This is a genomic window from Pseudomonas shirazensis (assembly GCF_050496565.1).
GTDB classification, from domain to species: Bacteria; Pseudomonadota; Gammaproteobacteria; order Pseudomonadales; family Pseudomonadaceae; genus Aquipseudomonas; species Aquipseudomonas shirazensis_A.
In genome coordinates, this window is record NZ_JBNWAE010000008.1 from 25,267 (window position 1) to 48,341 (window position 23,075).

Annotated in this window: 18 protein-coding genes and 2 tRNA genes; 8 read left to right on the forward strand and 12 right to left on the reverse strand. The window is 61.3% G+C overall.

Annotated features, from left to right (window positions below):
* Positions 1–63 precede the first annotated feature (63 nt).
* From ACQZ2L_RS13235 to ACQZ2L_RS13270, 8 genes are all read left to right on the forward strand, one after another.
* A complete protein-coding gene (locus ACQZ2L_RS13235; RefSeq protein ID WP_430326502.1) occupies positions 64–1,452 on the forward strand; it encodes a polynucleotide adenylyltransferase PcnB in 1,389 nt (462 codons plus the stop codon).
* A gap of 2 nt (positions 1,453–1,454) precedes the next feature.
* Positions 1,455–1,934 (forward strand): 2-amino-4-hydroxy-6-hydroxymethyldihydropteridine diphosphokinase, encoded by a 480-nt coding sequence (folK, locus tag ACQZ2L_RS13240; protein WP_430326504.1) that lies wholly within the window; start codon positions 1,455–1,457, stop codon positions 1,932–1,934.
* A gap of 244 nt (positions 1,935–2,178) precedes the next feature.
* On the forward strand, positions 2,179–2,979 hold the full coding sequence (gene panB / locus ACQZ2L_RS13245) for a 3-methyl-2-oxobutanoate hydroxymethyltransferase (protein WP_430326506.1): 801 nt from the start codon (positions 2,179–2,181) through the stop codon (positions 2,977–2,979).
* The gene (panC, locus tag ACQZ2L_RS13250) at positions 2,976–3,839 is read left to right on the forward strand and encodes a pantoate--beta-alanine ligase (RefSeq protein ID WP_430326508.1); all 864 of its coding nucleotides are present in this window, start codon (positions 2,976–2,978) and stop codon (positions 3,837–3,839) included. The genes panB and panC overlap by 4 nt, the downstream gene beginning before the upstream one ends.
* Before the next feature lie 151 nt (positions 3,840–3,990).
* A complete protein-coding gene (gene pgi, locus ACQZ2L_RS13255) occupies positions 3,991–5,655 on the forward strand; it encodes a glucose-6-phosphate isomerase (RefSeq protein WP_430326510.1) in 1,665 nt (554 codons plus the stop codon).
* A gap of 230 nt (positions 5,656–5,885) precedes the next feature.
* A complete protein-coding gene (gene acs / locus ACQZ2L_RS13260; protein ID WP_430326512.1) occupies positions 5,886–7,820 on the forward strand; it encodes an acetate--CoA ligase in 1,935 nt (644 codons plus the stop codon).
* 43 nt (positions 7,821–7,863) lie between these two features.
* A complete protein-coding gene (locus tag ACQZ2L_RS13265; protein WP_430326695.1) occupies positions 7,864–8,733 on the forward strand; it encodes an oxygenase MpaB family protein in 870 nt (289 codons plus the stop codon).
* 78 nt (positions 8,734–8,811) lie between these two features.
* Positions 8,812–11,748: a DUF748 domain-containing protein gene (locus ACQZ2L_RS13270; RefSeq protein ID WP_430326514.1), complete on the forward strand. Its 2,937-nt coding sequence runs from the start codon at positions 8,812–8,814 to the stop codon at positions 11,746–11,748.
* 95 nt (positions 11,749–11,843) lie between these two features.
* Here the strand turns inward: ACQZ2L_RS13270 and ACQZ2L_RS13275 are convergent, their stop codons facing one another.
* From ACQZ2L_RS13275 to tpiA, 12 genes are all read right to left on the reverse strand, one after another.
* Positions 11,844–12,194, reverse strand: coding sequence for a BON domain-containing protein (locus ACQZ2L_RS13275; protein ID WP_430326516.1), 351 nt, complete (start codon positions 12,192–12,194; stop codon positions 11,844–11,846).
* 491 nt (positions 12,195–12,685) lie between these two features.
* Positions 12,686–14,791 (reverse strand): polyribonucleotide nucleotidyltransferase, encoded by a 2,106-nt coding sequence (gene pnp, locus ACQZ2L_RS13280; protein WP_430326518.1) that lies wholly within the window; start codon positions 14,789–14,791, stop codon positions 12,686–12,688.
* A 247-nt stretch (positions 14,792–15,038) separates the two neighbouring features.
* Positions 15,039–15,308 carry a 30S ribosomal protein S15 gene (gene rpsO / locus ACQZ2L_RS13285; protein WP_101322152.1) on the reverse strand — a complete coding sequence of 90 codons (270 nt, stop codon included), beginning with the start codon at positions 15,306–15,308 and terminating at the stop codon, positions 15,039–15,041.
* A 147-nt stretch (positions 15,309–15,455) separates the two neighbouring features.
* Positions 15,456–16,373: a tRNA pseudouridine(55) synthase TruB gene (truB, locus tag ACQZ2L_RS13290; protein WP_430326521.1), complete on the reverse strand. Its 918-nt coding sequence runs from the start codon at positions 16,371–16,373 to the stop codon at positions 15,456–15,458.
* Between the two features lie 3 nt (positions 16,374–16,376).
* The gene (gene rbfA / locus ACQZ2L_RS13295) at positions 16,377–16,778 is read right to left on the reverse strand and encodes a 30S ribosome-binding factor RbfA (RefSeq protein ID WP_101322154.1); all 402 of its coding nucleotides are present in this window, start codon (positions 16,776–16,778) and stop codon (positions 16,377–16,379) included.
* Between the two features lie 117 nt (positions 16,779–16,895).
* Entirely contained in the window at positions 16,896–19,421 is a 2,526-nt protein-coding gene (gene infB, locus ACQZ2L_RS13300; RefSeq protein WP_430326524.1) for a translation initiation factor IF-2, read from the reverse strand.
* A gap of 27 nt (positions 19,422–19,448) precedes the next feature.
* Positions 19,449–20,930 carry a transcription termination factor NusA gene (gene nusA, locus ACQZ2L_RS13305; protein WP_430326527.1) on the reverse strand — a complete coding sequence of 494 codons (1,482 nt, stop codon included), beginning with the start codon at positions 20,928–20,930 and terminating at the stop codon, positions 19,449–19,451.
* A gap of 59 nt (positions 20,931–20,989) precedes the next feature.
* On the reverse strand, positions 20,990–21,448 hold the full coding sequence (gene rimP / locus ACQZ2L_RS13310) for a ribosome maturation factor RimP (protein ID WP_430326696.1): 459 nt from the start codon (positions 21,446–21,448) through the stop codon (positions 20,990–20,992).
* Positions 21,449–21,578: 130 nt separating this feature from the next.
* Positions 21,579–21,655, reverse strand: a tRNA-Met gene (locus ACQZ2L_RS13315).
* Positions 21,656–21,753: 98 nt separating this feature from the next.
* Positions 21,754–21,839, reverse strand: a tRNA-Leu gene (locus ACQZ2L_RS13320).
* A gap of 21 nt (positions 21,840–21,860) precedes the next feature.
* Positions 21,861–22,253: a preprotein translocase subunit SecG gene (gene secG, locus ACQZ2L_RS13325; protein ID WP_430326529.1), complete on the reverse strand. Its 393-nt coding sequence runs from the start codon at positions 22,251–22,253 to the stop codon at positions 21,861–21,863.
* 4 nt (positions 22,254–22,257) lie between these two features.
* The gene (tpiA, locus tag ACQZ2L_RS13330) at positions 22,258–23,013 is read right to left on the reverse strand and encodes a triose-phosphate isomerase (RefSeq protein WP_101322158.1); all 756 of its coding nucleotides are present in this window, start codon (positions 23,011–23,013) and stop codon (positions 22,258–22,260) included.
* Positions 23,014–23,075 lie beyond the last annotated feature (62 nt).

Consider the following 23,075-nt stretch of genomic DNA (forward strand, 5'->3'; position numbering starts at 1 on the left):
CCCCGCCCATCATGCGGCCATTCTCTATCCCTTGGCCGAACATTCCTTCAAACAGTGCATCCCATGCTGAAGAAGTTGTTCCAGTCGTTCCGTCCTCCCGTTAGTGGTCAACACCACAGGCGCACCACGCCTGAAGTGATCAACAAGAGCCAGCACTCGCTGCAGCGCAGCCAGTTCAGCCGCCATGCGGTGGGCATTGTCGATCGCCTGCAGGCTGCCGGATACCAGGCTTACCTGGTTGGCGGCTGTGTGCGTGACATGCTCCTGGGCATCACGCCCAAAGACTTCGATGTCGCCACCAGCGCCACGCCTGAACAGGTCCGTGCCGAGTTTCGCAATGCGCGAATCATTGGCCGCCGCTTCAAGCTGGTTCACGTGCATTTTGGCCGTGACATCATCGAAGTGGCCACTTTCCGTGCCCACCACAGTGATGAAGACGAGGGCGACAGCCACCGTTCGTCGCATAATGCCAGCGGTCGTATTCTGCGCGACAACGTCTACGGCACCCTCGAAGACGACGCCCAGCGCCGCGACTTCACCGTCAATGCGCTGTACTACGACCCGGTCAGCGAGCGCATCCTCGACTACGCCAACGGCATGCCCGATGTGCGTAACCGCCTGCTGCGCCTGATTGGCGACCCGGTCCATCGTTACCAGGAAGACCCGGTGCGCATGCTGCGCGCGGTGCGCTTTGCGGCCAAGCTCAACTTCGGCATCGAAAAGCACACGGTGCAGCCGATCCGCGAGCTGGCCCCGATGCTGCGCGATATCCCGCCAGCACGGCTGTTCGAGGAATGTCTCAAGCTGTTCCTCTCCGGCCACGGCGCCATCGCCTTCGAAATGCTGGTCGACCTGCATTTATTTGAACCGTTGTTCCCAGGCAGCAGCCACGCCCTGGAAGAGCGCCCGAGCTACACCCACACCCTGATCAGCAACGCATTGGTGAACACCGACCTGCGCGTCAAGCAGGGCAAACCGGTAACACCGGCGTTCCTCTTCGCGGCCATGCTCTGGCCGGCCCTGCCGGGTCGCGCACTGTACCTGCAGAGCCAGGGCGTACCGCCGATCCCGGCAATGAACCAGGCCGCCCACGACCTGATCGCCGAGCAGTGCCAGCGCATTGCAATCCCCAAGCGCTTCACCCTGCCGATCCGCGAGATCTGGGACATGCAGGAGCGCCTGCCACGGCGCAGCGGCAAACGTGCCGACATGCTCCTGGACAACCCGCGTTTCCGCGCTGGCTACGACTTCCTGCTGCTGCGCGAGAGCGCTGGCGAGGAAACCGACGAGCTGGGCCAATGGTGGACCGACTACCAGGACGCCAACGACAGCGAACGCCGCGCCATGATTGCCGAGCTGGGCAGCCGTGATGACGGCAGCGGCGCCGCGCCACGCAAACGTAAGCGCAGCGGCACCAAGCGCAAGCGCAGCGCTGACGAAACGTTCGACTGAGCATGAGCGTGCGCGTCTATATCGGCCTGGGCAGCAACCTGGCCGAGCCTGCCGAGCAACTGCGCAGCGCCCTCGATGCCTTGGACAAGGCCGAGGGCACGCGCCTGGCAGCGGTTTCCGGCTTCTATGCCAGTGACTCGCTGCTGCCCGGCCAGCCGCGCTACACCAATGCCGTAGCCGCGCTCGACACCACGCTCGAGCCGCTGCAGCTGCTCGATGCCCTGCAGGCAATCGAGAACGATCAAGGCCGCGTACGCCAGGAACGTTGGGGCCCACGCACCCTCGACCTGGATGTGCTACTGTTTGGCCAACAGGTGCTCGACTGCCCACGACTGAAAGTCCCGCACTACCACATGCACGCGCGCCCATTCGTGCTCTACCCGCTGGCTGAGCTGGTGCCTGCCGACTTCGTTCTCGCCGATGGCCGCAGCCTTGCGCAATTGCTCGCCGCCTGCCCGTTCAGCGGCCTCGAACGCCTGTAATTCGGGCGATCTTGACGGCGGTAACGCCAGTAACACCCTTGCCGTAACAATGCGGTAACAGGGTGATTGACTTCCCTCCCCTCGCTCACGACTATAGGCATCCCGTGGCCTCGACGCGCCACACTTAACCTATTTGGGCCCGGGCGGGTCTGAACATCACGAACGATGATGTGCCGCTCCGCATGACACCTGCGCAAGGTTGTACGCAGGTCGATTGCACAGCGCCTGAACGAGGACTTTCTACATGCCTGAAGTAACCCTGACCACCCTGCATGGCCTCAAGGCCAAGGGTGAGAAAATCGCCATGCTGACCTGCTATGACGCCACCTTCGCCAAGGCTGCCAGCCAGGCCGGGGTCGACGTGTTGCTGGTGGGTGACTCGCTGGGAATGGTCCTGCAAGGGCATGACAGCACGCTGCCGGTGACCACTGCAGAAATGGCCTACCACACGGCCTGCGTCAAACGCGGCAACGATGGCGCGCTGATCCTCGCCGACCTGCCGTTCATGGCCCACGCCACGCCTGAGCAGGCCTTCGCCAACTGCGCAAGCCTGATGCAGGCCGGCGCGCACATGATCAAGCTCGAAGGCGCGGCCTGGCTGAGCGAGACCATTCGCCTGCTGGCCGAACGCGGCGTGCCGGTGTGCGCACACATGGGCCTGACCCCGCAGACGGTCAATGTGCTCGGCGGTTACAAGGTGCAGGGTCGTCAGGAAGCCCAGGCGCGGCAGATGCGTGCAGACGCGATTGCCCTGGAGCAAGCCGGTGCGGCCATGCTCCTGCTCGAATGCGTGCCCAGCGAACTCGCTGCGGAGATCACCCAGGCCGTGGCCATTCCGGTGATCGGCATCGGTGCCGGCAACGCCACCGACGGCCAGGTGCTGGTGCTGCACGACATGCTCGGCCTGTCGCTGACCGGGCGCATGCCCAAGTTCGTCAAGAACTTCATGCTCGGCCAGGCCGACATCCACGGTGCCCTGAGCGCATACGTGGCGGCAGTCAAAGACGTCAGCTTCCCGGCTGCCGAACACGGGTTCAGCGCATGAATACCGTCAAGAGCGTCCGTGAACTGCGCGCCGCCGTGGCCCGCGCCCGCAGCGAAGGCAAGCGCATCGCCTTTGTCCCGACCATGGGCAACCTGCACAGCGGCCACGTCGCCCTGGTGACCAAAGCCGCCCAACGCGCCGACTTCGTCGTGGCGAGCATCTTCGTCAACCCGCTGCAATTCGGCGCCGGCGAAGACCTCGACAGCTACCCGCGCACCCTCGCCGCTGACCAGGAGCGCCTGCTCGAGGCCGGCTGCCATTTGCTGTTCGCGCCAACCGTGGATGAAATGTACCCAGACGGCACCACGGTGCAGACCCGGGTCAGCGTCCCGCAACTGTCCGAAGGCCTGTGCGGCGCCAGCCGCCCTGGGCATTTCGAAGGCGTGGCCACTGTCGTCAGCAAGCTGTTCAACATGGTCCAGCCCGACCTGGCCGTGTTCGGCGAAAAGGACTACCAGCAGCTGGCGGTGATCCGCGCCATGGTGCGCGACCTGAACATGCCGATCCAGATCATCGGCGAGCCTACCGTACGGGCCGACGATGGCCTGGCGCTGTCTTCGCGCAACGGCTACCTGACGCCCGAGCAACGCGCTGCGGCGCCAGCGCTGTACCGCGAGCTGAGCGTCATGGCCGACGCCATCCGCCATGGCCAGCGCGACTTTGCCGAGCTGATCGTGGCCGGTCAGGCGCAACTGCTGGCGGCAGGCTTTCGCCCGGACTACCTGGAAGTGCGCCACGCCCTGACCCTGCGCCCGGCCATGGCCGATGACCGCGACGTGGTGGTAATTGCCGCAGCGTACCTGGGTACCACACGCCTGATCGACAACTTCTACCTGCATCTGGACGAGCCCACCGCCTGATTGCAACCCGGGGCCGCCGCGCGGCCCCAAATTCTCCCCGCCTGACCCCATTCCCCCCGCGCCAGCCATGCCTATAATGATCAACTGCCTGCAACTGCCAGCGACTGCCAGTTGTCCAAGGCCAGATCATGCATCAAGGAAACCTTTCGCAATGGCGTATTACCGTACCCCCCATGATGTGACGACGCTGCCGGCCTGGCAGGCGCTGCAACAACACCGCGACGCCATGCAGGATTTCAGCATGCGCGACGCCTTCGCGGCCAACCCGCAACGCTTCGATCAGTTCTCCCTGAGCAGCTGCGGGCTGTTTCTCGATTACTCGAAAAACCTGATCAACGAGGAGACCCGCAAGCTGCTGGTCAACCTGGCCACCGACGTCGACCTGGCAGCAGCCATCAAGTCGATGTTCAGCGGCGAGATCATCAACGCCTCCGAAGGCCGCCCGGTACTGCATACCGCCCTGCGCCGGCCGGTGGGCGACAAGCTCAGCGTCAACGGCGTCAACGTGATGCCCGAAGTGCACAAGGTACTCAACCAGATTACCGAGCTGGTCGGCCGCATTCATGACGGGCTGTGGCGCGGCTACAGCGAAAAGCCGATCACCGACGTGGTCAACATCGGCATCGGTGGCTCGTTCCTCGGCCCTGAGCTGGTTTCCGAAGCCTTGCTGCCGTATGCCCAGCGCGGCGTGCGCTGCCATTACCTGGCCAATATCGACGGCAGCGAATTCCACGAGCTGTCGGCCAAGCTGGCGGCCGAGACGACCCTGTTCATCGTGTCGTCGAAGTCGTTCAACACCCTCGAAACCCTGAAGAACGCCATGGCCGCCCGCACCTGGTACCTGGCCCAGGGCGGCTCCGAAGCCGAGCTGTACCGTCACTTCATCGCGGTCTCGAGCAACAAGGCCGCAGCCGTCGCGTTCGGTATCCGCGAAGAAAACATCTTCCCGATGTGGGACTGGGTTGGCGGGCGTTACTCGCTGTGGTCAGCGATCGGCTTGCCGATTGCACTGGCCATCGGCACAGCCAACTTCAAGGAGCTGCTGTCGGGCGCCTACACCATGGACCAGCACTTCCAGACCGCGCCGTTCGAGCAGAACATGCCGGTGCTGCTGGCCCTGCTGGGCGTCTGGTACGGCAACTTCTGGGATGCGCGCAGCCACGCGATCCTGCCGTACGACCATTACCTGCGCAACATCACCAAGCACCTGCAGCAGCTGGACATGGAGTCCAACGGCAAGAGTGTGCTGCAGGATGGCAGCCCGGCGCCAACCTCGACCGGCCCGGTGATCTGGGGTGGCGTTGGCTGTAACGGCCAGCACGCCTATCACCAGTTGCTCCACCAGGGCACCCAACTGATCCCGGCCGACTTCATCGTACCGGTGGTGAGCTTCAACCCGGTGGCCGACCATCACCAGTGGCTGTACGCCAACTGCCTGTCGCAGAGCCAGGCGCTGATGCTCGGCAAGACTCGCGAAGAAGCCGAGGCCGAGCTGCGTGGCAAGGGCCTGAACGAAGCCGACGTGGCCAAGCTGGCCCCGCACAAGGTCATCCCTGGCAACCGCCCGAGCAACACTCTGGTAGTCGAGCGGATCAGCCCGCGTCGCCTCGGCGCGCTGGTGGCGATGTATGAGCACAAGGTGTTCGTACAGAGCGTGATCTGGGGTATCAATGCCTTTGACCAATGGGGCGTCGAGCTGGGTAAAGAGCTCGGCAAAGGCGTTTACCAACGCCTGGTCGGCGCGCAGGAAGAAGCTGCCGAAGACGGCTCCACCCAAGGCCTGATCAACTACTTCCGCGGTCGTCATCGCGGCTGATCAAGCCCTGCTGCAAGCCCCGGCGCGGGGCCAGTTTGCCTGCTGCCGTAGCGTTCGATTGAGCGGTACGGCAGGGGCAAGCTGGCCCCGCGCTTTGCATTGCGCCGGCAACCCTGGAGGAACACCCTCGCCGACTACACTGTCCATCGAATAGCCGTTGCACTTCATCCTGCCTTGCGCGCCGCGGTGAGGTGCAGTCCCTTGCCACGACAAGAGCAGGACCACCCGCCATGTTCGATCTCAGCAAGTACCCCACCGCCCTCGCCGTCAGCCAGGCCACTGCACTCAGCGCCGACGACTATCAACGCCTCTATCGACAGTCGATCGATGACCCGGACAGCTTCTGGGCCGAGCAAGCCAAGCGGCTGGACTGGATCAAGCCCTGGAGCAGCGTGCAACAGGCCGACCTTGCCAGCGGCGAAGCCAAATGGTTCGCCGGCGGCAAGCTCAACGTCAGTTACAACTGCATCGACCGCCACCTGGCCAAACGGGGCGAACAGACCGCCCTGCTCTGGGAAGGCGACGACCCCAAGGATTCGCAGGCTATCAGCTACCGCGAGCTGCATCGCCAGGTCTGCCGCCTGGCCAATGCGCTTAAAGCCCGCGGAGTGAGCAAGGGCGATCGGGTCTGCATCTACATGCCGATGATCCCTGAGGCGGCTTACGCCATGCTGGCCTGCAGCCGCATCGGCGCGATCCACTCGGTGGTGTTCGGTGGCTTCTCGCCCGACGCCCTGCGCGACCGCATCCTGGATGCCGACTGCCGCACAGTGATTACCGCCGATGAAGGCGTGCGTGGCGGCAAACGTGTACCGCTCAAGCAGAACGTCGACAAGGCCCTGGCCAGCTGCCCGGCGGTCAGCAGCGTTTTCGTGGTGCGCCGCACCGGTGGTGAAGTGGCCTGGGACAACCAACGCGACCTCTGGTACCACACCGCCACCGAGCTTGCCGGTGACGACTGCCCGCCCGAGCCGATGGACGCAGAAGACCCGCTGTTCATCCTGTATACCTCCGGCAGCACCGGCAAACCCAAAGGCGTGCTGCACACCACCGGCGGCTACCTGCTGCAGGCCGCGATGACCTTCAAGGTGGCGTTCGATTACCGCGACGGCGAGGTGTTCTGGTGCACCGCCGATGTCGGCTGGGTCACTGGCCACAGTTATATCGTGTATGGCCCGCTGGCCAATGGGGCGATCTCGCTGATGTTCGAAGGGGTGCCCAACTACCCCGACAGCTCGCGCTTCTGGCAGGTCATCGACAAGCATCAGGTGAATATCTTCTACACCGCCCCTACCGCCCTGCGCGCACTGATGCGCGAAGGCGCGGGCCCCTTGCAGACCACCAAGCGCGACAGCCTGCGCCTGCTCGGCAGTGTCGGCGAGCCAATCAACCCGGAAGCCTGGGAGTGGTACTTCCATCAGGTCGGCAAAGAACGCTGCCCGATCGTCGATACCTGGTGGCAGACCGAAACCGGCGGCATCATGCTCAGCCCGCTGCCGGGCAATCAACAGATCAAACCGGGTTGCGCCACCCAGCCGATGTTTGGCGTGCAACCGGTACTGCTCGATGACAAAGGCGCAGTGATCGAGGGGCCAGGTTCGGGCCTGCTGGCAATCAAAGCCAGCTGGCCGGCGCAGATCCGCAGCGTCTACGGCGACCAGCAACGTATGGTCGATACCTACTTCAAGCCCTTCCCGGGCTACTACTTCACTGGCGACGGCGCTCGCCGCGACGCCGATGGTGACTATTGGATCACTGGTCGAGTCGATGACGTGATCAACGTCTCCGGCCACCGGATCGGTACGGCCGAAGTCGAAAGCGCGCTGGTGTTGCACGACGGTATCGCCGAGGCTGCCGTGGTCGGTTATCCGCACGACCTCAAGGGCCAGGGGATCTACGCCTTCGTCACGCCAATGAACGGCGTGACTGCGGACGACGCGCTCAAGGCTGAACTGCTCGCGTTGGTCAGCAAGGAGATCGGCAGCTTCGCCAAACCGGAGATGATCCAGTGGGCACCGGCCCTGCCCAAGACCCGCTCGGGCAAGATCATGCGGCGTATACTGCGCAAGATCGCCTGCAACGAGCTGGACTCGCTGGGTGATACCTCGACCTTGGCCGATGCCAGCGTCGTGCAGGGTTTGATCGATACTCGCCTCAACCAATAGCTGGAGGTGGCCCATGGCGGGCTGCCGCGCATTGCAGGTCGCCATGGAAGCCTTACGCCGTCGTATCGAAACCCAGGTCATGAGCCTGACTGGCCTGGCCCTCGGCCAGCTTGATCTGGAGTCACCCAAGGGTGACCCCGGGCTGTTTGGCCCCGACAGCGTCAGCTGGCAGGTTCACGGCGATTTTCCGAGCATGCTGGTCGGCGGTATCAGTGCCTTGATGCTGCAACTTTTGCACCCGCTGGCCCTGGCCGGGGTGTGGGATCACTCCAACTTTCGCGAAGACCTGCTCGGACGCCTGCGCCGCACCAGCCAGTTCATTTCCGGCACCACCTTTGGCTCGACCCGTGACGCCAACTGGTTGATCGACAAGGTACGCACCATCCACCTCAAGGTCGTCGGCACCGCCGCCGATGGCCGGCCTTATGCCGCCAGTGACCCAGACCTGCTGACCTGGGTGCACGTTGCCGAAGTCAGCAGCTTCATGGCCGCCCACCTGCGTTACCGCAACCCGCATCTTTCCCAGGCAGACCAGGACGCGTACTACAACGAAATCGCCCTGATCGCCGAGCGCCTCGGCGCGTGCGACGTGCCGCGCTCCTGTGCGCAGATCGAGGCCTACCTGCAACGCATGCGCCCGCAATTGCGCTGCGATGCGCGCAGCCTGGAGGTCATCGATATCCTGCTCAAGGCACCGGCGCCAAGCCGCTTGGCAGCCCCCGTGGGCAAATTGATGCTGCGTGCCGGCATCGATCTGTTACCAGTCTGGGGCCGAGACATGCTCGAGCTGCAGCAAGGCCCGCTGAGCCGGCGCTTGATCCGGGCAGGTATCGAGCGCACCGCGCCGGTCCTGCGCTGGGCCATGCGCGACAGCTCGGCGCACCGCGCGCGGCGGCGGATGGGCATCGAATAAGGTCATTCGGCTGATTCTGCGGAACCGATTTAACGTGCCATACTCCAAGCACTCCCGCTCGGACAGACGATGCTGCACATGCCCAAAGGATTGACTCGCGCCCTCGGCGCCATGCTGGCCCTCGTGGCCTTGTACAGCCTGCTCGGCTTCTTCATCCTTCCAGGCATTGGCCTGCGCATTACCAATCAACAGCTGGCCCAGTATGCGACCGTGCCGGCGCAGCTGCAGCGCATCGAATTCAACCCGTTCAGCCTCGAGCTGACCTTGTGGGGTTTGCAGGTTGGCGAGCCGGGCAAAGAACAGCTGGGTTTTGAGCGCTTGTATGCCAACTTGTCGCTGGACAGTCTGTGGAGCGGCGCCCTGCACCTGGATGCAGTGGAGCTGGACAAACCGCGCAACGAAATCCTCTTCGGCAAAAACGGCAGCCTCAACCTGACCCAGCTGTTCAAGCTGCCGCCCAGCGAAGCCAAGCCAGACGAGCCAGCCAGCGACCCGTTCCCGCTGCGCATTGGCAGCATCAAACTCACTGAAGGCTATCTGCACTTCCAGGACCTGCGCCCAAGCGAGCCGATCGAATTTCTCTACGACTCGATGAATTTCGAGCTGAAGAACCTCAGCACACTGCCCGACGACAGCGCCGATATGACCCTGGTCGCCATCGGCCCAGCGGGCGGGCGGATCGACTGGAAAGGTACCCTCGGCCTGGCGCCGGTCAGCTCGCAAGGCACCCTGAAAATCACCGACGGCAACATGAAGGCATTCTGGCCTTATGTGCGTGACGCGGTGCCGCTGGTGCTGGAAGAAGGCGTGATCAGCCTCGACACCCACTACACGCTCAACCTGTCGAAACAGACCGAGCTGCTGCTCGACAATACCCAGGTGCGCGTCGCGCCGTTCGCCATCAAGGCACCTGATGGCAGGCAACTGGCGCGGCTGGCCAGCCTCGAAGTCAGCGAGACCTCGATCGATCTGGCCAAGCAGCTGGTCACCGTAGGCAAGATCCGCAGCAGCAAGCTGGAGACCTGGGCCGCCCTGGAACAAGACGGCCAGCTCGACTGGCAGAAGCTGTACGCCAGCCAGCCAGCCAAAGCTACCCCCAAGGAGAAAGTCGAACCTGCCGCGGCAGAGCCGACAGCGCAGGAAAAAGCCGCCGCCGCGCCGAGCAAGCCGTGGCAAGTACTGCTCAAGGACGTTCAAGCACGCGATTACATGATTCACCTGGCAGACCGCAGCCAGAAAGAACCGGTAACCCTGGATGTCGGCCCGCTCAATCTCGACATGCAAGGCTATGACAGCCTCAACAAGTCGCCGTTTACCGTCAAGCTGGATACCGCCGTCGGCAAGCAAGGCAAACTGCAAGCGTCCGGCCAGGTCAACCTGGCGCCGGTCACCGCCAAGCTCGACGTCAGCACCCGCGACATCGATCTGCGCGTCGCCCAAGCCTACATCAGCCCGTTCATTCAGCTTGAACTGCGCAGCGGCATGCTCGCCAGCGACCTCAAGGTCGATCTGCAAAATACGGCGCCGCTGGCTTTTACCGTCACCGGTACCGCCACCGTCAACCAGTTGCATACCCTCGACACCATCAAGGACCGCGACTTCGTCAAATGGCAGCAGCTCGACCTCAATGGGTTGTCATACGTGCACGGCGATGCGCTGACCATCGACCAGGTCAAGCTGCTGCAGCCCTATGCGCGTTTCATCATCAACGAAGACCGCACCACCAACGTTGATGACCTGCTGATTCCGCAGCCAGCCGGCACTAGCAAAAGCACCGCAGAAAAACCGGTGGCAGCCAGTAACAGCAAGCCGCTGGGGATTCGTATCGGCAAGATCGACATCAACGACGGCTCGGCCAACTTTGCCGACCTGACCCTGACGCCCAACTTCGCCACCGCCGTGCAGCAGCTCAATGGCCAGGTCGGCACCATCGACAACCGCCAGCCAGCGCCGGCCAAGGTCGATATCAAGGGCAAGGTCGATCGCTATGCACCGGTCACCATCAAGGGCGCGCTCAACCCGTTCAACCCGATGGCCAGCCTGGACATCGCCACCAGCTTCAAACGCGTCGAGCTGACTACACTGACCCCCTACTCCGGCAAGTTCGCCGGCTTTCGCATTCGCAAGGGCCGACTCAACCTGGACCTGCACTACCTGATCACCAATGGCCAGCTCAAAGCAGAAAACAAACTGGTGATCGAGCAACTGCAACTGGGTGAGAAGGTAGACAGCCCCGACGCCGTCGACCTGCCGATCCGCCTGGCGGTGGCGCTGCTCAAGGACACCGACGGCACCATCTCGATCGAGTTGCCGGTGACCGGCGACCTCAACAATCCGCAGTTCAGTGTAATGCCGATCGTTTGGCAAACCCTGCGCAACCTAGTCCTGCGTGCCGCCCAGGCGCCTTTCAAGTTCATTGGCGGACTGGTCTCCGGCGGCAGCTCGCAGGACCTGGGTACGGTCGCGTTCAGCGCCGGCTCCAGCGACCTCAGTGGCGATGCCCAGGCCGCCCTGGACAAACTGGCGACCGCGCTCAATGAGCGCCCTGAGCTGCGCCTGGAGATCGAAGGCACCAGCGCCCAGACCAGTGATGGCCCGTTGATCGCCGAGCAGCGCCTGGAGCGTGAGTATCAGTCGATCTGGTACAAGGTCCTGCAGCGCCGCGGCGACAAGGTGCCGGCCAATGCGTCGATGCTGGTGGTGGATGCTGGCGACAAGCCAGCGATGCTCGAAGGTATCTACCGCACCCGCCTGAAACAACAGCCGCCTGCTGAATGGCAGCAGCTGGGACGTGACGAGCGCACTGCCAAGCTGCGTGAGGCAGTGATCAAGTCCTGGGCCGAGAGCGCTGCGCTGCTGCGCCAGTTGGGCCAGGCACGGGCCGGCAACATCAAGGATTACCTGGTCGATAAAGGCAAGCTGGCGGATGACCGGGTGTATTTCATAGACACTACGCTGGGCCAGGCCGAGTCAGATGGGCGTGTGATCACACCTATGCATTTGGATGCTGAATAACCGGCAGCATTGAGCTACAACGAAAAAGCCCCGGCAGATGCCGGGGCTTTTTTCGTTATGCGGTGGCCAGATCCATCTGGCCTACGCAGCAATCCTTATTGGACCTTCAGGCCGGCAGCCGAGACGTCTTTAACGCCTTTGATTGCCTTGGCCATCTTCACTGCAGCTTCTTTTTGCGCTGCAGTAATGGCTGTATCGGAGGACAGCGAAACTACGCCGTGGTTGGTCTCGACCTTGATGTCGGTGCCAGGCACGCCATTCTCGGTCAGCAGATCAGCTTTGAGCTTGGTAGTGATCCAGGCATCGGAGCCTTCTTGCTTGGCGCTGTCGACAGTGTTGGACGCCAGCATAACTGGAGCCTGGACAGCTTGCTGAGCGAACGCAGCATTAGCCATGGTCAGAGTCAGAGCGGTAGCAGTAGCGGCAGCAATGGCGAACTTCTTCATACGGGTCACTCCTGTTGTCGAAAGGTCTGCGCCGAGTCAGTTGGCGTCAGATGAATAGACTATTGCAGGGGCTGTGCCAACTTTTTAAAGCCGGTAAAAACCATATAAATCAATAGGTTAGGTATTTATCAGAATTTGCTTTTTCGTGCATTTTGCAAGCCGGAGCAAAACTCTGCATGCAAGATGCAAGTACCCCAAAGGTTTTTGCTGACCAAAGATGGGCACGGACGATGTAGGAGCGGCCTTGTGTCGCGAAACGCCAGCAAGGCTGGCCCGCAGATGTCGGCTGCGAAGCTGCAACAGCAGGGGCCGCTGCGCGACCCTTTCGCGACACAAGGCCGCTCCTACACGGGCAAATAAAAAGGGCCGCTGTGAGACCCATCGCGAACCAGGGGCACCTGGCCTCGTGTCGCGATGGGCCGCACAGCGGCCCCTATGCGCTGGACATCAGCGCAACCCCGAAGGGTCTACCTCATACCACTACAGCTGTCTTAAACGCCGGAAGCCTTGGCTGCCGCAACGTCTTTGATCGACAGCTTGATACGGCCGCGGTTGTCCACGTCCAGTACCAGTACTTCAACCTCTTCGCCTTCTTTCAGCACGTCGGTGACTTTCTCCACGCGCTCATTGCTGAGCATCGAGATGTGCACCAGGCCGTCTTTGCCAGGCAGGATGTTGACGAATGCGCCGAAGTCGACGATGCGCTCAACCTTGCCGACGTAGATCTTGCCGATTTCGGCCTCGGCAGTGATGCCCAGGACGCGCTGGCGAGCTGCTTCGGCGGCTTCTTTGGTTTCGCCGAAGATCTTGATCGAGCCGTCGTCTTCGATGTCGATCGAAGCCTTGGTCTCTTCACAGATACCACGGATGGTCGCGCCGCCTTTACCGATAACGTCACGGATCTTGTCGGTGTCGATCTTCATCGCGATCATGGTCGGCGCGTTGGCCGACAGCTCGGTACGCGAAGTACCAATGATCTGGTTCATCTGGCCGAGGATGTTCAAGCGCGCTTCCAGGGCCTGGCCCAGGGCGATTTCCATGATCTCTTCGGTGATGCCGTTGATCTTGATGTCCATCTGCAGTGCGGTAACACCTTTGGCGGTACCGGCTACCTTGAAGTCCATGTCGCCGAGGTGGTCTTCGTCACCGAGGATGTCGGTGAGGATGGCGAACTTGTCGCCTTCCTTGACCAGGCCCATGGCGATACCGGCAACTGGCGCCTTCATCGGCACACCAGCGTCCATCAGGGCCAGGGAAGCACCGCAAACCGACGCCATCGAGCTCGAACCGTTCGACTCGGTGATTTCCGATACCACACGGATGGTGTACGGGAACACGTCAGCAGCAGGCAGCATGGCCTGAACCGAACGACGGGCCAGACGGCCGTGACCGATTTCGCGACGGCCAGCACCACCCATACGACCACACTCACCTACCGAGAACGGTGGGAAGTTGTAGTGCAGCATGAACGGGTCTTTCTTCTCGCCTTCGAGGGTGTCGAGCAGTTGTGCATCACGCGCAGTACCCAGGGTCGCAACGACCAGGGCCTGGGTTTCGCCACGGGTGAACAGCGCCGAACCGTGGGTCTTGGGCAGAACGCCGACTTCGATGTTCAGCGGGCGTACAGTCTTGGTGTCGCGACCGTCGATACGTGGCTTGCCGTTGACGATGTTTTCGCGAACGGTGCGGTATTCGATTTCGCCGAAGATTTCTTTGACCACGGAAGCCGAAGGCTGGCCTTCTTCACCGGAGAACTTGGCGATCGCCTGATCACGCAGCTCGCCCAGACGCGCGTAGCGGTCGGCCTTGACGGTGATGGTGTAGCCCTGCGAGATGCCTTCGCCGAATTCAGCGCGGATGGCGTTGAACAGCTCGGTGTTGGCAACGGCTGGTTTCCAGTCCCAGGTCGGCTTGCCAGCTTCGGCAGCCAGCTCTTTGACAGCCTGGATGACCGACTGGAATTCGTCGTGGGCGAACAGTACGGCGCCCAGCATCTGGTCTTCGGTCAGCTCTTTGGCTTCCGATTCAACCATCAGCACAGCGCTGTCGGTACCGGCTACGACCATGTCCAGGCTCGAGGCAGCCAGTTGCTCGTAGGTTGGGTTCAGCAGGTAGCCGGTGCTTTCATGGAAGGCAACACGGGCGGCGCCGATCGGGCCTTCGAACGGGATGCCGGAGATCGCCAGGGCAGCCGAAGTACCGATCATCGCAGCGATGTCCGGATCGGTTTTCTTGCTGGTCGACACGACGGTGCAGACAACCTGCACTTCGTTCATGAAGCCTTCCGGGAACAGCGGACGGATCGGACGGTCGATCAGGCGCGAGGTCAGCGTCTCTTTCTCGGAAGGACGGCCTTCACGCTTGAAGAAACCACCAGGGATCTTGCCAGCGGCGTAGGTTTTTTCCTGGTAGTGCACGGACAGCGGGAAGAAGCCTTTGCTTGGGTCTGCGTGCTTGGCACCGACCACGGTCACCAGCACGGTGACATCGTTATCGACGGTGACCAGGACTGCGCCGGTGGCCTGACGGGCAATGCGGCCCGTTTCGAGGGTAACGGTCGATTGACCGAACTGGAATTTCTTGATTACCGGGTTCACGGTTTCCTACCTTTTCAATGGCTCTGGGGGAACTGGTTTCTTGCGAATTCTTGGGCAGAACGGGGAATCGGCCCCATTGACCGTCCAGATACAACTCGAGGCTGGGAGCCTGGCTGCCGAGCGGATAAACCGCTCGGCAAGACCAGGCTGCCAACCTCGAAGATACGCATGACGTGCCCGTCGGCAACGCTGAAGCAGCGCTGCCAAAGCTTGCGACCCGCCACGCCCACCACTAGCCAGGCCGCTATTAGCGACGCAGGCCCAGACGACCGATCAGGGTGCTGTAACGGGTGGTGTCTTTGCCCTTCAGGTAGTCCAGCAGCTTACGACGCTGGTTAACCATACGGATCAGGCCACGACGCGAGTGGTGGTCTTTACCGTTGATCTTGAAGTGACCTTGCAGTTTGTTGATGTTGGCAGTCAGCAGTGCAACCTGCACTTCTGGGCTGCCGGTGTCGCCGACGGCTTGCTGGTAGTCGGTAACGATTTGTGCTTTTTCTTCAACGCTGAGGGCCATTTGGCATCTCCAGTTAAACGGATCCCGCAAGCGGGGTCCAATAGGCCAGGGACGAACCCTGTATTAATAAAAGAGCTGTGACCGTGCCTACTGACAGCCACCCTCGTGTCTTGCGCTATCGGCTCATGCCGGCAACGCAAGTATCGGTCATTCCGACCGAATCAAGCGACGTGGCGCAACGCGCCCGTCTTCGCTCACTTCACCGATACCGATGAAGCGACCATTGTGATCCTGCACCCGGACCATGCCGAACTGCGGCGCATCCGGTGCACGTACTGCCTGGCCATGCAGCCAGTAGAACGAGCTGTGCTCTGACAACTGCACCACAGGCCAGTCAAGCAGGCCGCTGTCGGAAGGCATCAGGAAGCGGTCGAGCGCTTCGTTGCCACCCTCGGCGTGGGCTTGCTCGAGCTCTTCGAGCGTCACTGTCTGTGCCAGCTCGAAGGGCCCAGCCTGGGTCCGACGCAGCTCGGCCACATAAGCGCCACAGCCCAACACTTCACCGATATCTTCCACCAGGGTGCGGATATAGGTGCCTTTGGTGCAATTTACCGTCAGACGCGCACGAGTGCCTTCGCACTCGAGCAGCTCCAAGCGGTTAATAGTAACAGAACGCGCCTCGCGCTCCACTACCTCTCCCGCACGCGCCAGTTTGTACAATGGCTGGCCATCACGCTTGAGGGCCGAGTACATCGGCGGTATCTGGCTGATCGGGCCGCGAAATTGAGGCAGGGCTGCCTCGATGTCGGCGCGACCAACGGTCACCTCACGGGTCTGCAGGACCTCACCTTCGGCGTCTGCCGTGGTGGTGGTCTGCCCCATCTGCATGACGGTTTCGTAGCCCTTGTCGGAATCGAGCAGGTACTGCGAAAACTTGGTCGCTTCGCCAAAGCACAGCGGCAGCACGCCACTGGCCAGAGGATCGAGGCTGCCGGTATGACCGGCCTTCTCGGCATTGAGCAACCAGCGGACCTTTTGCAACGCTGCGTTGGAGGTGAACCCCAACGGTTTGTCGAGCAGGATGATGCCGCTGACGTCGCGGCGGATTCGTTTGACCTGGGCCACCGATTACTCCTTGGTGTCCGGCTCGACGGGATCCTGGTGCTGGCGGTCTTCTGCCACGGCACGCTCGATCAGTGCCGACAGGTGAACCCCGCGGCTGACGCTCTCATCGTAATGGAAGTGCAGTTGCGGCACGCTGCGCAGCTGCATCGAGCGGCCCAGGTGCAGACGCAGGAAGCTCGCAGCGTTGTTCAACGCCTTGACCGACTGCTTGACCGCATCAGGTTCCTCTTCCTGGCCCATGACGGTGATGAACACCTTGGCATGGCCCACGTCGCGGCTGACGTCGACGGCGGTGATGGTCACCAGGCCGACGCGTGGATCTTTCACTTCACGGCGGATCAGCTCGGCAAGCTCGCGCTGCATCTGATCGCCAATGCGTTGGGTACGGCTGTATTCTTTTGCCATTCGTTGCTACCTGTAACTTAAAGCGGCAAACGCCCGGCCAGGCGTGAAGCCTGACCGGGCGCTACCTGCAGAGGCGTTGCCAACCGCCCTGGGGCGGGGCATCTGCCAGCTCGACCCTTACAGGGTACGAGCCACCTGGACTTTCTCGAAGACTTCGATCTTGTCGCCGACCTTGACGTCGTTGTAGCTCTTGACGCCAATACCGCACTCCATGCCGGCACGAACTTCGGCAGCGTCGTCCTTGAAGCGACGCAGCGATTCCAGCTCGCCTTCGAAGATCACAACGTCTTCGCGCAGAACGCGAATCGGACGGTTGCGGTACACGGTACCTTCGATGACCATACAGCCAGCGACGGCGCCGAACTTCGGCGAACGGAACACATCACGTACTTCTGCAACGCCCAGGATGTTCTCGCGAACATCGCTGCCGAGCATGCCGGTCAGGGCTTTCTTGACGTCTTCGATGATGTCGTAGATTACGTTGTAGTAACGCATATCCAGACCTTCCTGCTCGACGATCTTGCGCGCGCCGGCATCGGCCCGCACGTTAAAGCCGAACAGCACCGCGTTGGACGCCAGGGCCAGGTTGGCATCGCTCTCGGTGATACCACCGACACCGCCACCAATCACACGGACCTGCACCTCGTCGTTGCCCAGACCGCCGAGCGAACCCTGCAGTGCTTCCAGGGAGCCACGAACATCGGTCTTGAGGACGATGTTGAGGGTCTTCTTCTCTTCCTGACCCATGGTCTCGAAGATGTTTTCCAGCTTGCCAGCGTGAGCACGGGCCAGCTTGACCTCGCGGTATTTGCCTTGACGGAACAGGGCAACTTCGCGGGCTTTCTTCTCGTCGCCGACTACCGACAGCTCGTCACCGGCTTCCGGCGTGCCATCGAGGCCGAGAATCTCGACCGGGATCGATGGGCCGGCTTCTTTGACTGGCTTGCCGTTCTCGTCAAGCATGGCGCGCACGCGGCCATAGTTGGAGCCGACCAGGACCATGTCGCCCTGACGCAGCGTACCGTCCTGAACCAGGATGGTAGCGACCGGGCCGCGGCCCTTGTCCAGACGCGATTCGACAACCACACCACGACCAGGCGCGGTAGGGGTGGCCGACAGCTCGAGGATCTCGGCCTGCAACAGAACGGCTTCAAGCAGTTCGTCGACGCCGGTACCCATCTTCGCCGAAACCTTGACGAATGGAGTGTCGCCACCCCATTCCTCAGAGGTCACGCCTTCTACCGACAGTTCGTTACGAATGCGGTCGAGGTCAGCGCCTGGCTTGTCGATCTTGTTCACTGCAACAACCAGTGGCACGCCAGCGGCTTTCGCATGCTGAACAGCTTCACGGGTCTGCGGCATCACGCCGTCGTCCGCCGCCACCACCAGGATGACGATGTCGGTCGCCTTGGCACCACGGGCACGCATCTGAGTAAACGCGGCGTGACCCGGGGTGTCGAGGAAGGTGACCATGCCACGGTCGGTTTCGACGTGGTAGGCACCAATGTGCTGGGTGATACCACCGGCTTCGCCAGCAGCAACCTTGGCACGACGGATGTAGTCGAGCAGCGAGGTCTTACCGTGGTCAACGTGGCCCATTACGGTCACGACCGGAGCACGCGAGGTGACTTCACCTTCGAACTTCAGCGATTCGGCCAGGGAATCTTCCAGCGCGGTGTCGCTGACCAGCGTGACCTTGTGGCCAAGCTCTTCAGCTACCAGCTGTGCAGTTTCCTGGTCGAGGACCTGGTTGATGGTGACCGGAGTACCCATCTTGAACATGAACTTGACCACTTCAGCGCCCTTGACGGACATCTGGTTGGCCAGCTCGGAGACGGTGATGGTCTCGCCGATGCTCACGGCACGGATAACCGGGCCGGTAGGGCTCTGGAAGCCATGCTGGTTGCGCTTCTTCAGCTTGCCCTTGCCACGGCCACCGCGACGGAAGCCATCGCTTTCTTCTTCGGTAGTACGCGGAGCAGCACGCGGAGTCGGGGTCTTTTCTTTCTCTTTGACCTTGACCTTGACCGACACGCGCGGCGCTTCGCCACGGCCGCGACGGTCTTCGTTGCGGGCACGGTCTTCGGTGCGGCGCACTTCTTCTTTCTTGCGCTCGGCGGCGCGAACCGCTGCTTCCTCGGTCAGAGGCTCTTGCGGCGCAGCTGCCGGGGCCGGTGCAGCGGCTGCAGGAGCAGCGGCGGCAACAGGCTCAGGCTTGCTCGCAACAGCAGCCTGCGGGGCGTCACGCTCGGCGATACGCTGACGCGAATCGGCGTTGGCTTTTTCGCGTGCGGCGTTTTCAGCCACGCGACGCTCTTCCAGCTCACGCGCCTGCTCAGCCTGGATTTCTTCCGGGCTGCGCTGAACGAAAACTTTCTTCTTGCGTACTTCTACGCTGATGCTCTTGCTACCGGCGACACGCAGGGTGCTGGTGGTTTTGCGCTGCAAGGTGATCTTGCGCGGCTCTTCCGCCTTTGCCTTGTGGCTGCTCTTCAGATGAGTCAGCAATGCCTGCTTCTCATTGTCGGTCACTACCTGACCGGCGTCGGTGTGCGGCAAACCCGCCTCACGCATCTGCTGCAGCAGGCGCTCAACCGGTGCAGCGACCTCTTGGGCCAATTCTTTCACCGTGACTTGCGTCATGCACTTCTCTCCTCAGGCCGCGCCTAATTACTCGAACCAGTGGGCTCGGGCGGCCATGATCAACTTGCCGGCACGCTCTTGGTCGATGCCGTCGATGTCGAGCAGGTCGTCAATCGACTGCTCGGCCAGGTCTTCGCGGGTAACCACGCCGCGCACCGCCAGTTCAACCGCCAGGTCATTGTCCATACCCTCAAGAGAGAGCAGGTCTTCGGCCGGATGGGCGTCTGCCAGTTTTTCCTCGGTAGCGATGGCTTTGGTCAACAGGCGGTCCTTGGCACGAGCGCGAAGCTCGTTGACGATATCCTCGTCAAAGCCATCGATGTTGAGCATTTCTTCCAACGGTACGTAGGCAATTTCTTCCAGGCTGGTGAAGCCTTCGTCGACCAGCACCTGGGCCAGTTCTTCATCGACTTCCAGCTCGTCGACGAAGTTGCGCAGGATGTCGCCAGTCTCGGCTTGCTGCTTGGCCTGGATGTCCTTCTCGGTCATCACGTTCAGGGTCCAGCCGGTAAGCTGGCTTGCCAGACGAACGTTTTGACCACCACGACCGATGGCCTGGGCCAGGTTGTCCTCGCCAACAGCGATGTCCATGGCGTGGGCATCTTCATCGACGATGATCGCCGCGACTTCAGCCGGCGACATGGCGTTGATGACGAACTGCGCTGGGTTCTCGTCCCAGAGGACGATATCCACACGCTCACCGCCCAACTCGCCGGACACCGCCTGCACACGCGAACCGCGCATGCCGATACAGGCACCTTGCGGGTCGATGCGCTTGTCCTTGGAGCGAACGGCGATCTTGGCGCGCGAACCCGGGTCACGGGAAGCGGCCATGACCTCGATGAGGCCTTCGGCAATTTCCGGCACTTCGATAGTGAACAGTTCGATCAGCATCTGTGGCGCAGTGCGCGACAGGATCAGCTGCGGACCGCGGTTCTCGGTGCGGATTTCCTTCAACAGTGCGCGCAAGCGCACACCGACGCGGAAGGTCTCGCGTGGAATGATGTCTTCACGAGCCAGCAATGCTTCGGCATTGTTGCCCAGGTCGACGATAACGTTGTCGCGGGTGACCTTCTTGACGGTGCCGGAGATGATCTCGCCCACGCGTTCGCGGTAAGCGTCGACCACCTGGGCGCGCTCGGCCTCGCGAACTTTCTGCACGATGACCTGCTTGGCGGTCTGAGCGGCGATACGACCGAACTCGATCGACTCGATCTTCTCCTCGATCACGTCACCCACCTTGGCTTCAGGATGGGTCTCGTGGATCTTGTCCAGCCAGGTTTCGATCGCCGGATCATCAAGATCCTGCTCATCGACCACGGTCCAGCGACGGAAAGTCTCGTAGTTACCGGTGTGGCGGTTGATTTCCACACGCAGGTCGACTTCGTCTTCAAAACGTTTTTTGGTTGCAGTGGCCAGAGCCACTTCCAGCGCTTCGAAGATCACGCCCGGTGGGACGCCCTTCTCGTTGGATACCGATTCAACAACCAGCAGTACTTCTTTGCTCATCGTACGCCTCGCCTTGCGCAAGCCATTGGGCCCGGTCTAGTCACCGGGCCCGGCACGTCTCAGTCAAAACTGGGAATAATATTGGCCTTTTCGATCGAGTCGATCGGTAGCAGGAACTCTTGATCGTCAACCTGGACGATCACATCCTGCTCCTCCACGCCGCGGAGAAGGCCCTGGAAGTTGCGACGACCCTCGAAGGGTGAACGCAGCTTGATCTTCACTTGTTCGCCGGCATGCGAGGCATACTGTTCGAGCGTGAACAGTGGGCGTTCCATGCCAGGAGAGGACACCTCGAGGGTATATTCGGAGCTGATCGGATCTTCGACATCGAGAACGCCGCTGACCTGACGACTGACAATTGCGCAGTCATCCACCAGCACGCCGCCTTCCTTGTCGATATAGACACGCAAGACCGAATGCTTGCCCTGGGCGATGAATTCCACCCCCCAGCATTGATAGCCCAGCCCCTCGACAACCGGGGCCAACAAGGCCTGCAACTGTTCTAGCTTGCTCGACACCTGAACCCCCTCGTGCATGCTGTGCAAATAAAAAATGGGCGAAGCGCCCATCCCTGAAAGCGCCGTTGGACAACGACGCCAAAACTGTTCGGCTAGCAAAAAGCCCCTGAAAAGGGGCTCCGCTCAAAACTGGTTGCGGGGGCTGGATTTGAACCAACGACCTTCGGGTTATGAGCCCGACGAGCTACCAAGCTGCTCCACCCCGCGACAAAGCTGGGGCGAAAGTATAAGACTGAACCCCTGGCGGGGTCAATCAGACTTCCACCGACAAGAAAGCCCGCTAAAGCGGGCTCTCTTGCTTCAATTGGTACCGAGAAGGGGACTCGAACCCCTACACCCTATGGGCACAACCACCTCAAGGTTGCGTGTCTACCAATTCCACCACCTCGGCAATACTACAATTTGAAACCCGTTAATTCTGCTCTTCGGTTGGAGGAACTACATCACCCGCTGGGGCAGTGTTGCTCTTCTGTTCCTGGAGCACCGGTACATCATCATTAACTGCCGGCTTAGGCTGCTGAACTTCCAATACTGCCGGATTTGGCAAACCTGCTTGAGTCAGCTCGTGAGCCTTCTCCTTTGCGAAGTATCCTAACCCAAGTGCAGTTAAAAAGAAAGTGGCAGCGAGTACAGCAGTGAATTTACTTAGGAAGGTTGCCGAGCCCTGGCTTCCGAACACAGTGTTTGAGGCCCCTGCGCCGAAAGATGCGCCTGCTTCTGCACCCTTACCTTGTTGCAACAAGACCAACGCTACCAACGACAGCGCAGCCAACAAATGGAAAACAACTACGACGGTTTCAATCATTTGATCAGTGTCCTGCGGCGCGACAAATTGCACCGAATTCGTCTGCGTTCAGGGAAGCTCCACCAATGAGCCCCCCATCGATGTCCGGCATACCGAACAGTTCGGCCGCATTGGCCGCTTTTACGCTACCGCCGTAGAGAAGTCGCATATTATCAGCAACTTCCGCGTCCAGCACCTGCAATTGAGCGCGGATGGCAGCGTGCACATCCTGAGCTTGTTGCGGCGTGGCCGTCAAACCTGTGCCAATCGCCCAAACAGGCTCATAAGCAATTACCGCATTGGCCAAAGCCTTAACACCGCACGCGTCGATGATACTGCTTAGTTGACGCCCAACAACTTCAAGCGTCTTGCCCGCTTCACGCTCTTCGAGGGTTTCCCCTACACAGAGCACTGGCGTTAAACCACCAGCCTGTGCCGCTGCAAACTTGCGATTGAGCACTTCGTCTGTTTCGCCAATGATCTGGCGACGCTCCGAGTGACCAATCAACACCAACTTGCAACCGACTTCAGCCCACTGACTCGGTGCAACTTCGCCGGTCAGCGCGCCTTGCTCAGGCTGTATAGCAGAATTCTGTGCACCTACGGTAATCCCTTTACCCTGCAGGCCGTTAATCACCTCAGTGACAAACAGCGCGGGTGGAAATACCGCAACTTCGACACCGGCTGGCAAGGACAAATTGCCCAGGCCTTCGGTCAGCTCAGCGACGCTAGCGCGGGTACCATGCATCTTCCAGTTACCAGCTACCATGGGGCGACGCATGCTTTACCTCGTCGGTCAAAGTGGGCGCAGATCTTACCCAACCAGATCTGCGCTGGCAAGAG

Bases quoted from the DNA above. Each gene is read 5' to 3' on its own strand.
- panB (WP_430326506.1), top strand. From the start codon at position 2,179: ATGCCTGAAGTAACCCTGACCACCCTGCATGGCCTCAAGGCCAAGGGT.
- rbfA (WP_101322154.1), bottom strand. From the start codon at position 16,778: ATGGCAAAAGAATACAGCCGTACCCAACGCATTGGCGATCAGATGCAG.
- infB (WP_430326524.1), bottom strand. From the start codon at position 19,421: ATGACGCAAGTCACGGTGAAAGAATTGGCCCAAGAGGTCGCTGCACCG.
- ACQZ2L_RS13270 (WP_430326514.1), top strand. From the start codon at position 8,812: ATGCCCAAAGGATTGACTCGCGCCCTCGGCGCCATGCTGGCCCTCGTG.
- nusA (WP_430326527.1), bottom strand. From the start codon at position 20,930: ATGAGCAAAGAAGTACTGCTGGTTGTTGAATCGGTATCCAACGAGAAG.
- ACQZ2L_RS13235 (WP_430326502.1), top strand. From the start codon at position 64: ATGCTGAAGAAGTTGTTCCAGTCGTTCCGTCCTCCCGTTAGTGGTCAA.
- panC (WP_430326508.1), top strand. From the start codon at position 2,976: ATGAATACCGTCAAGAGCGTCCGTGAACTGCGCGCCGCCGTGGCCCGC.
- tpiA (WP_101322158.1), bottom strand. From the start codon at position 23,013: ATGCGTCGCCCCATGGTAGCTGGTAACTGGAAGATGCATGGTACCCGC.
- ACQZ2L_RS13275 (WP_430326516.1), bottom strand. From the start codon at position 12,194: ATGAAGAAGTTCGCCATTGCTGCCGCTACTGCTACCGCTCTGACTCTG.
- secG (WP_430326529.1), bottom strand. From the start codon at position 22,253: ATGATTGAAACCGTCGTAGTTGTTTTCCATTTGTTGGCTGCGCTGTCG.
- acs (WP_430326512.1), top strand. From the start codon at position 5,886: ATGTTCGATCTCAGCAAGTACCCCACCGCCCTCGCCGTCAGCCAGGCC.
- folK (WP_430326504.1), top strand. From the start codon at position 1,455: ATGAGCGTGCGCGTCTATATCGGCCTGGGCAGCAACCTGGCCGAGCCT.
- ACQZ2L_RS13265 (WP_430326695.1), top strand. From the start codon at position 7,864: ATGGAAGCCTTACGCCGTCGTATCGAAACCCAGGTCATGAGCCTGACT.
- pgi (WP_430326510.1), top strand. From the start codon at position 3,991: ATGGCGTATTACCGTACCCCCCATGATGTGACGACGCTGCCGGCCTGG.
- rpsO (WP_101322152.1), bottom strand. From the start codon at position 15,308: ATGGCCCTCAGCGTTGAAGAAAAAGCACAAATCGTTACCGACTACCAG.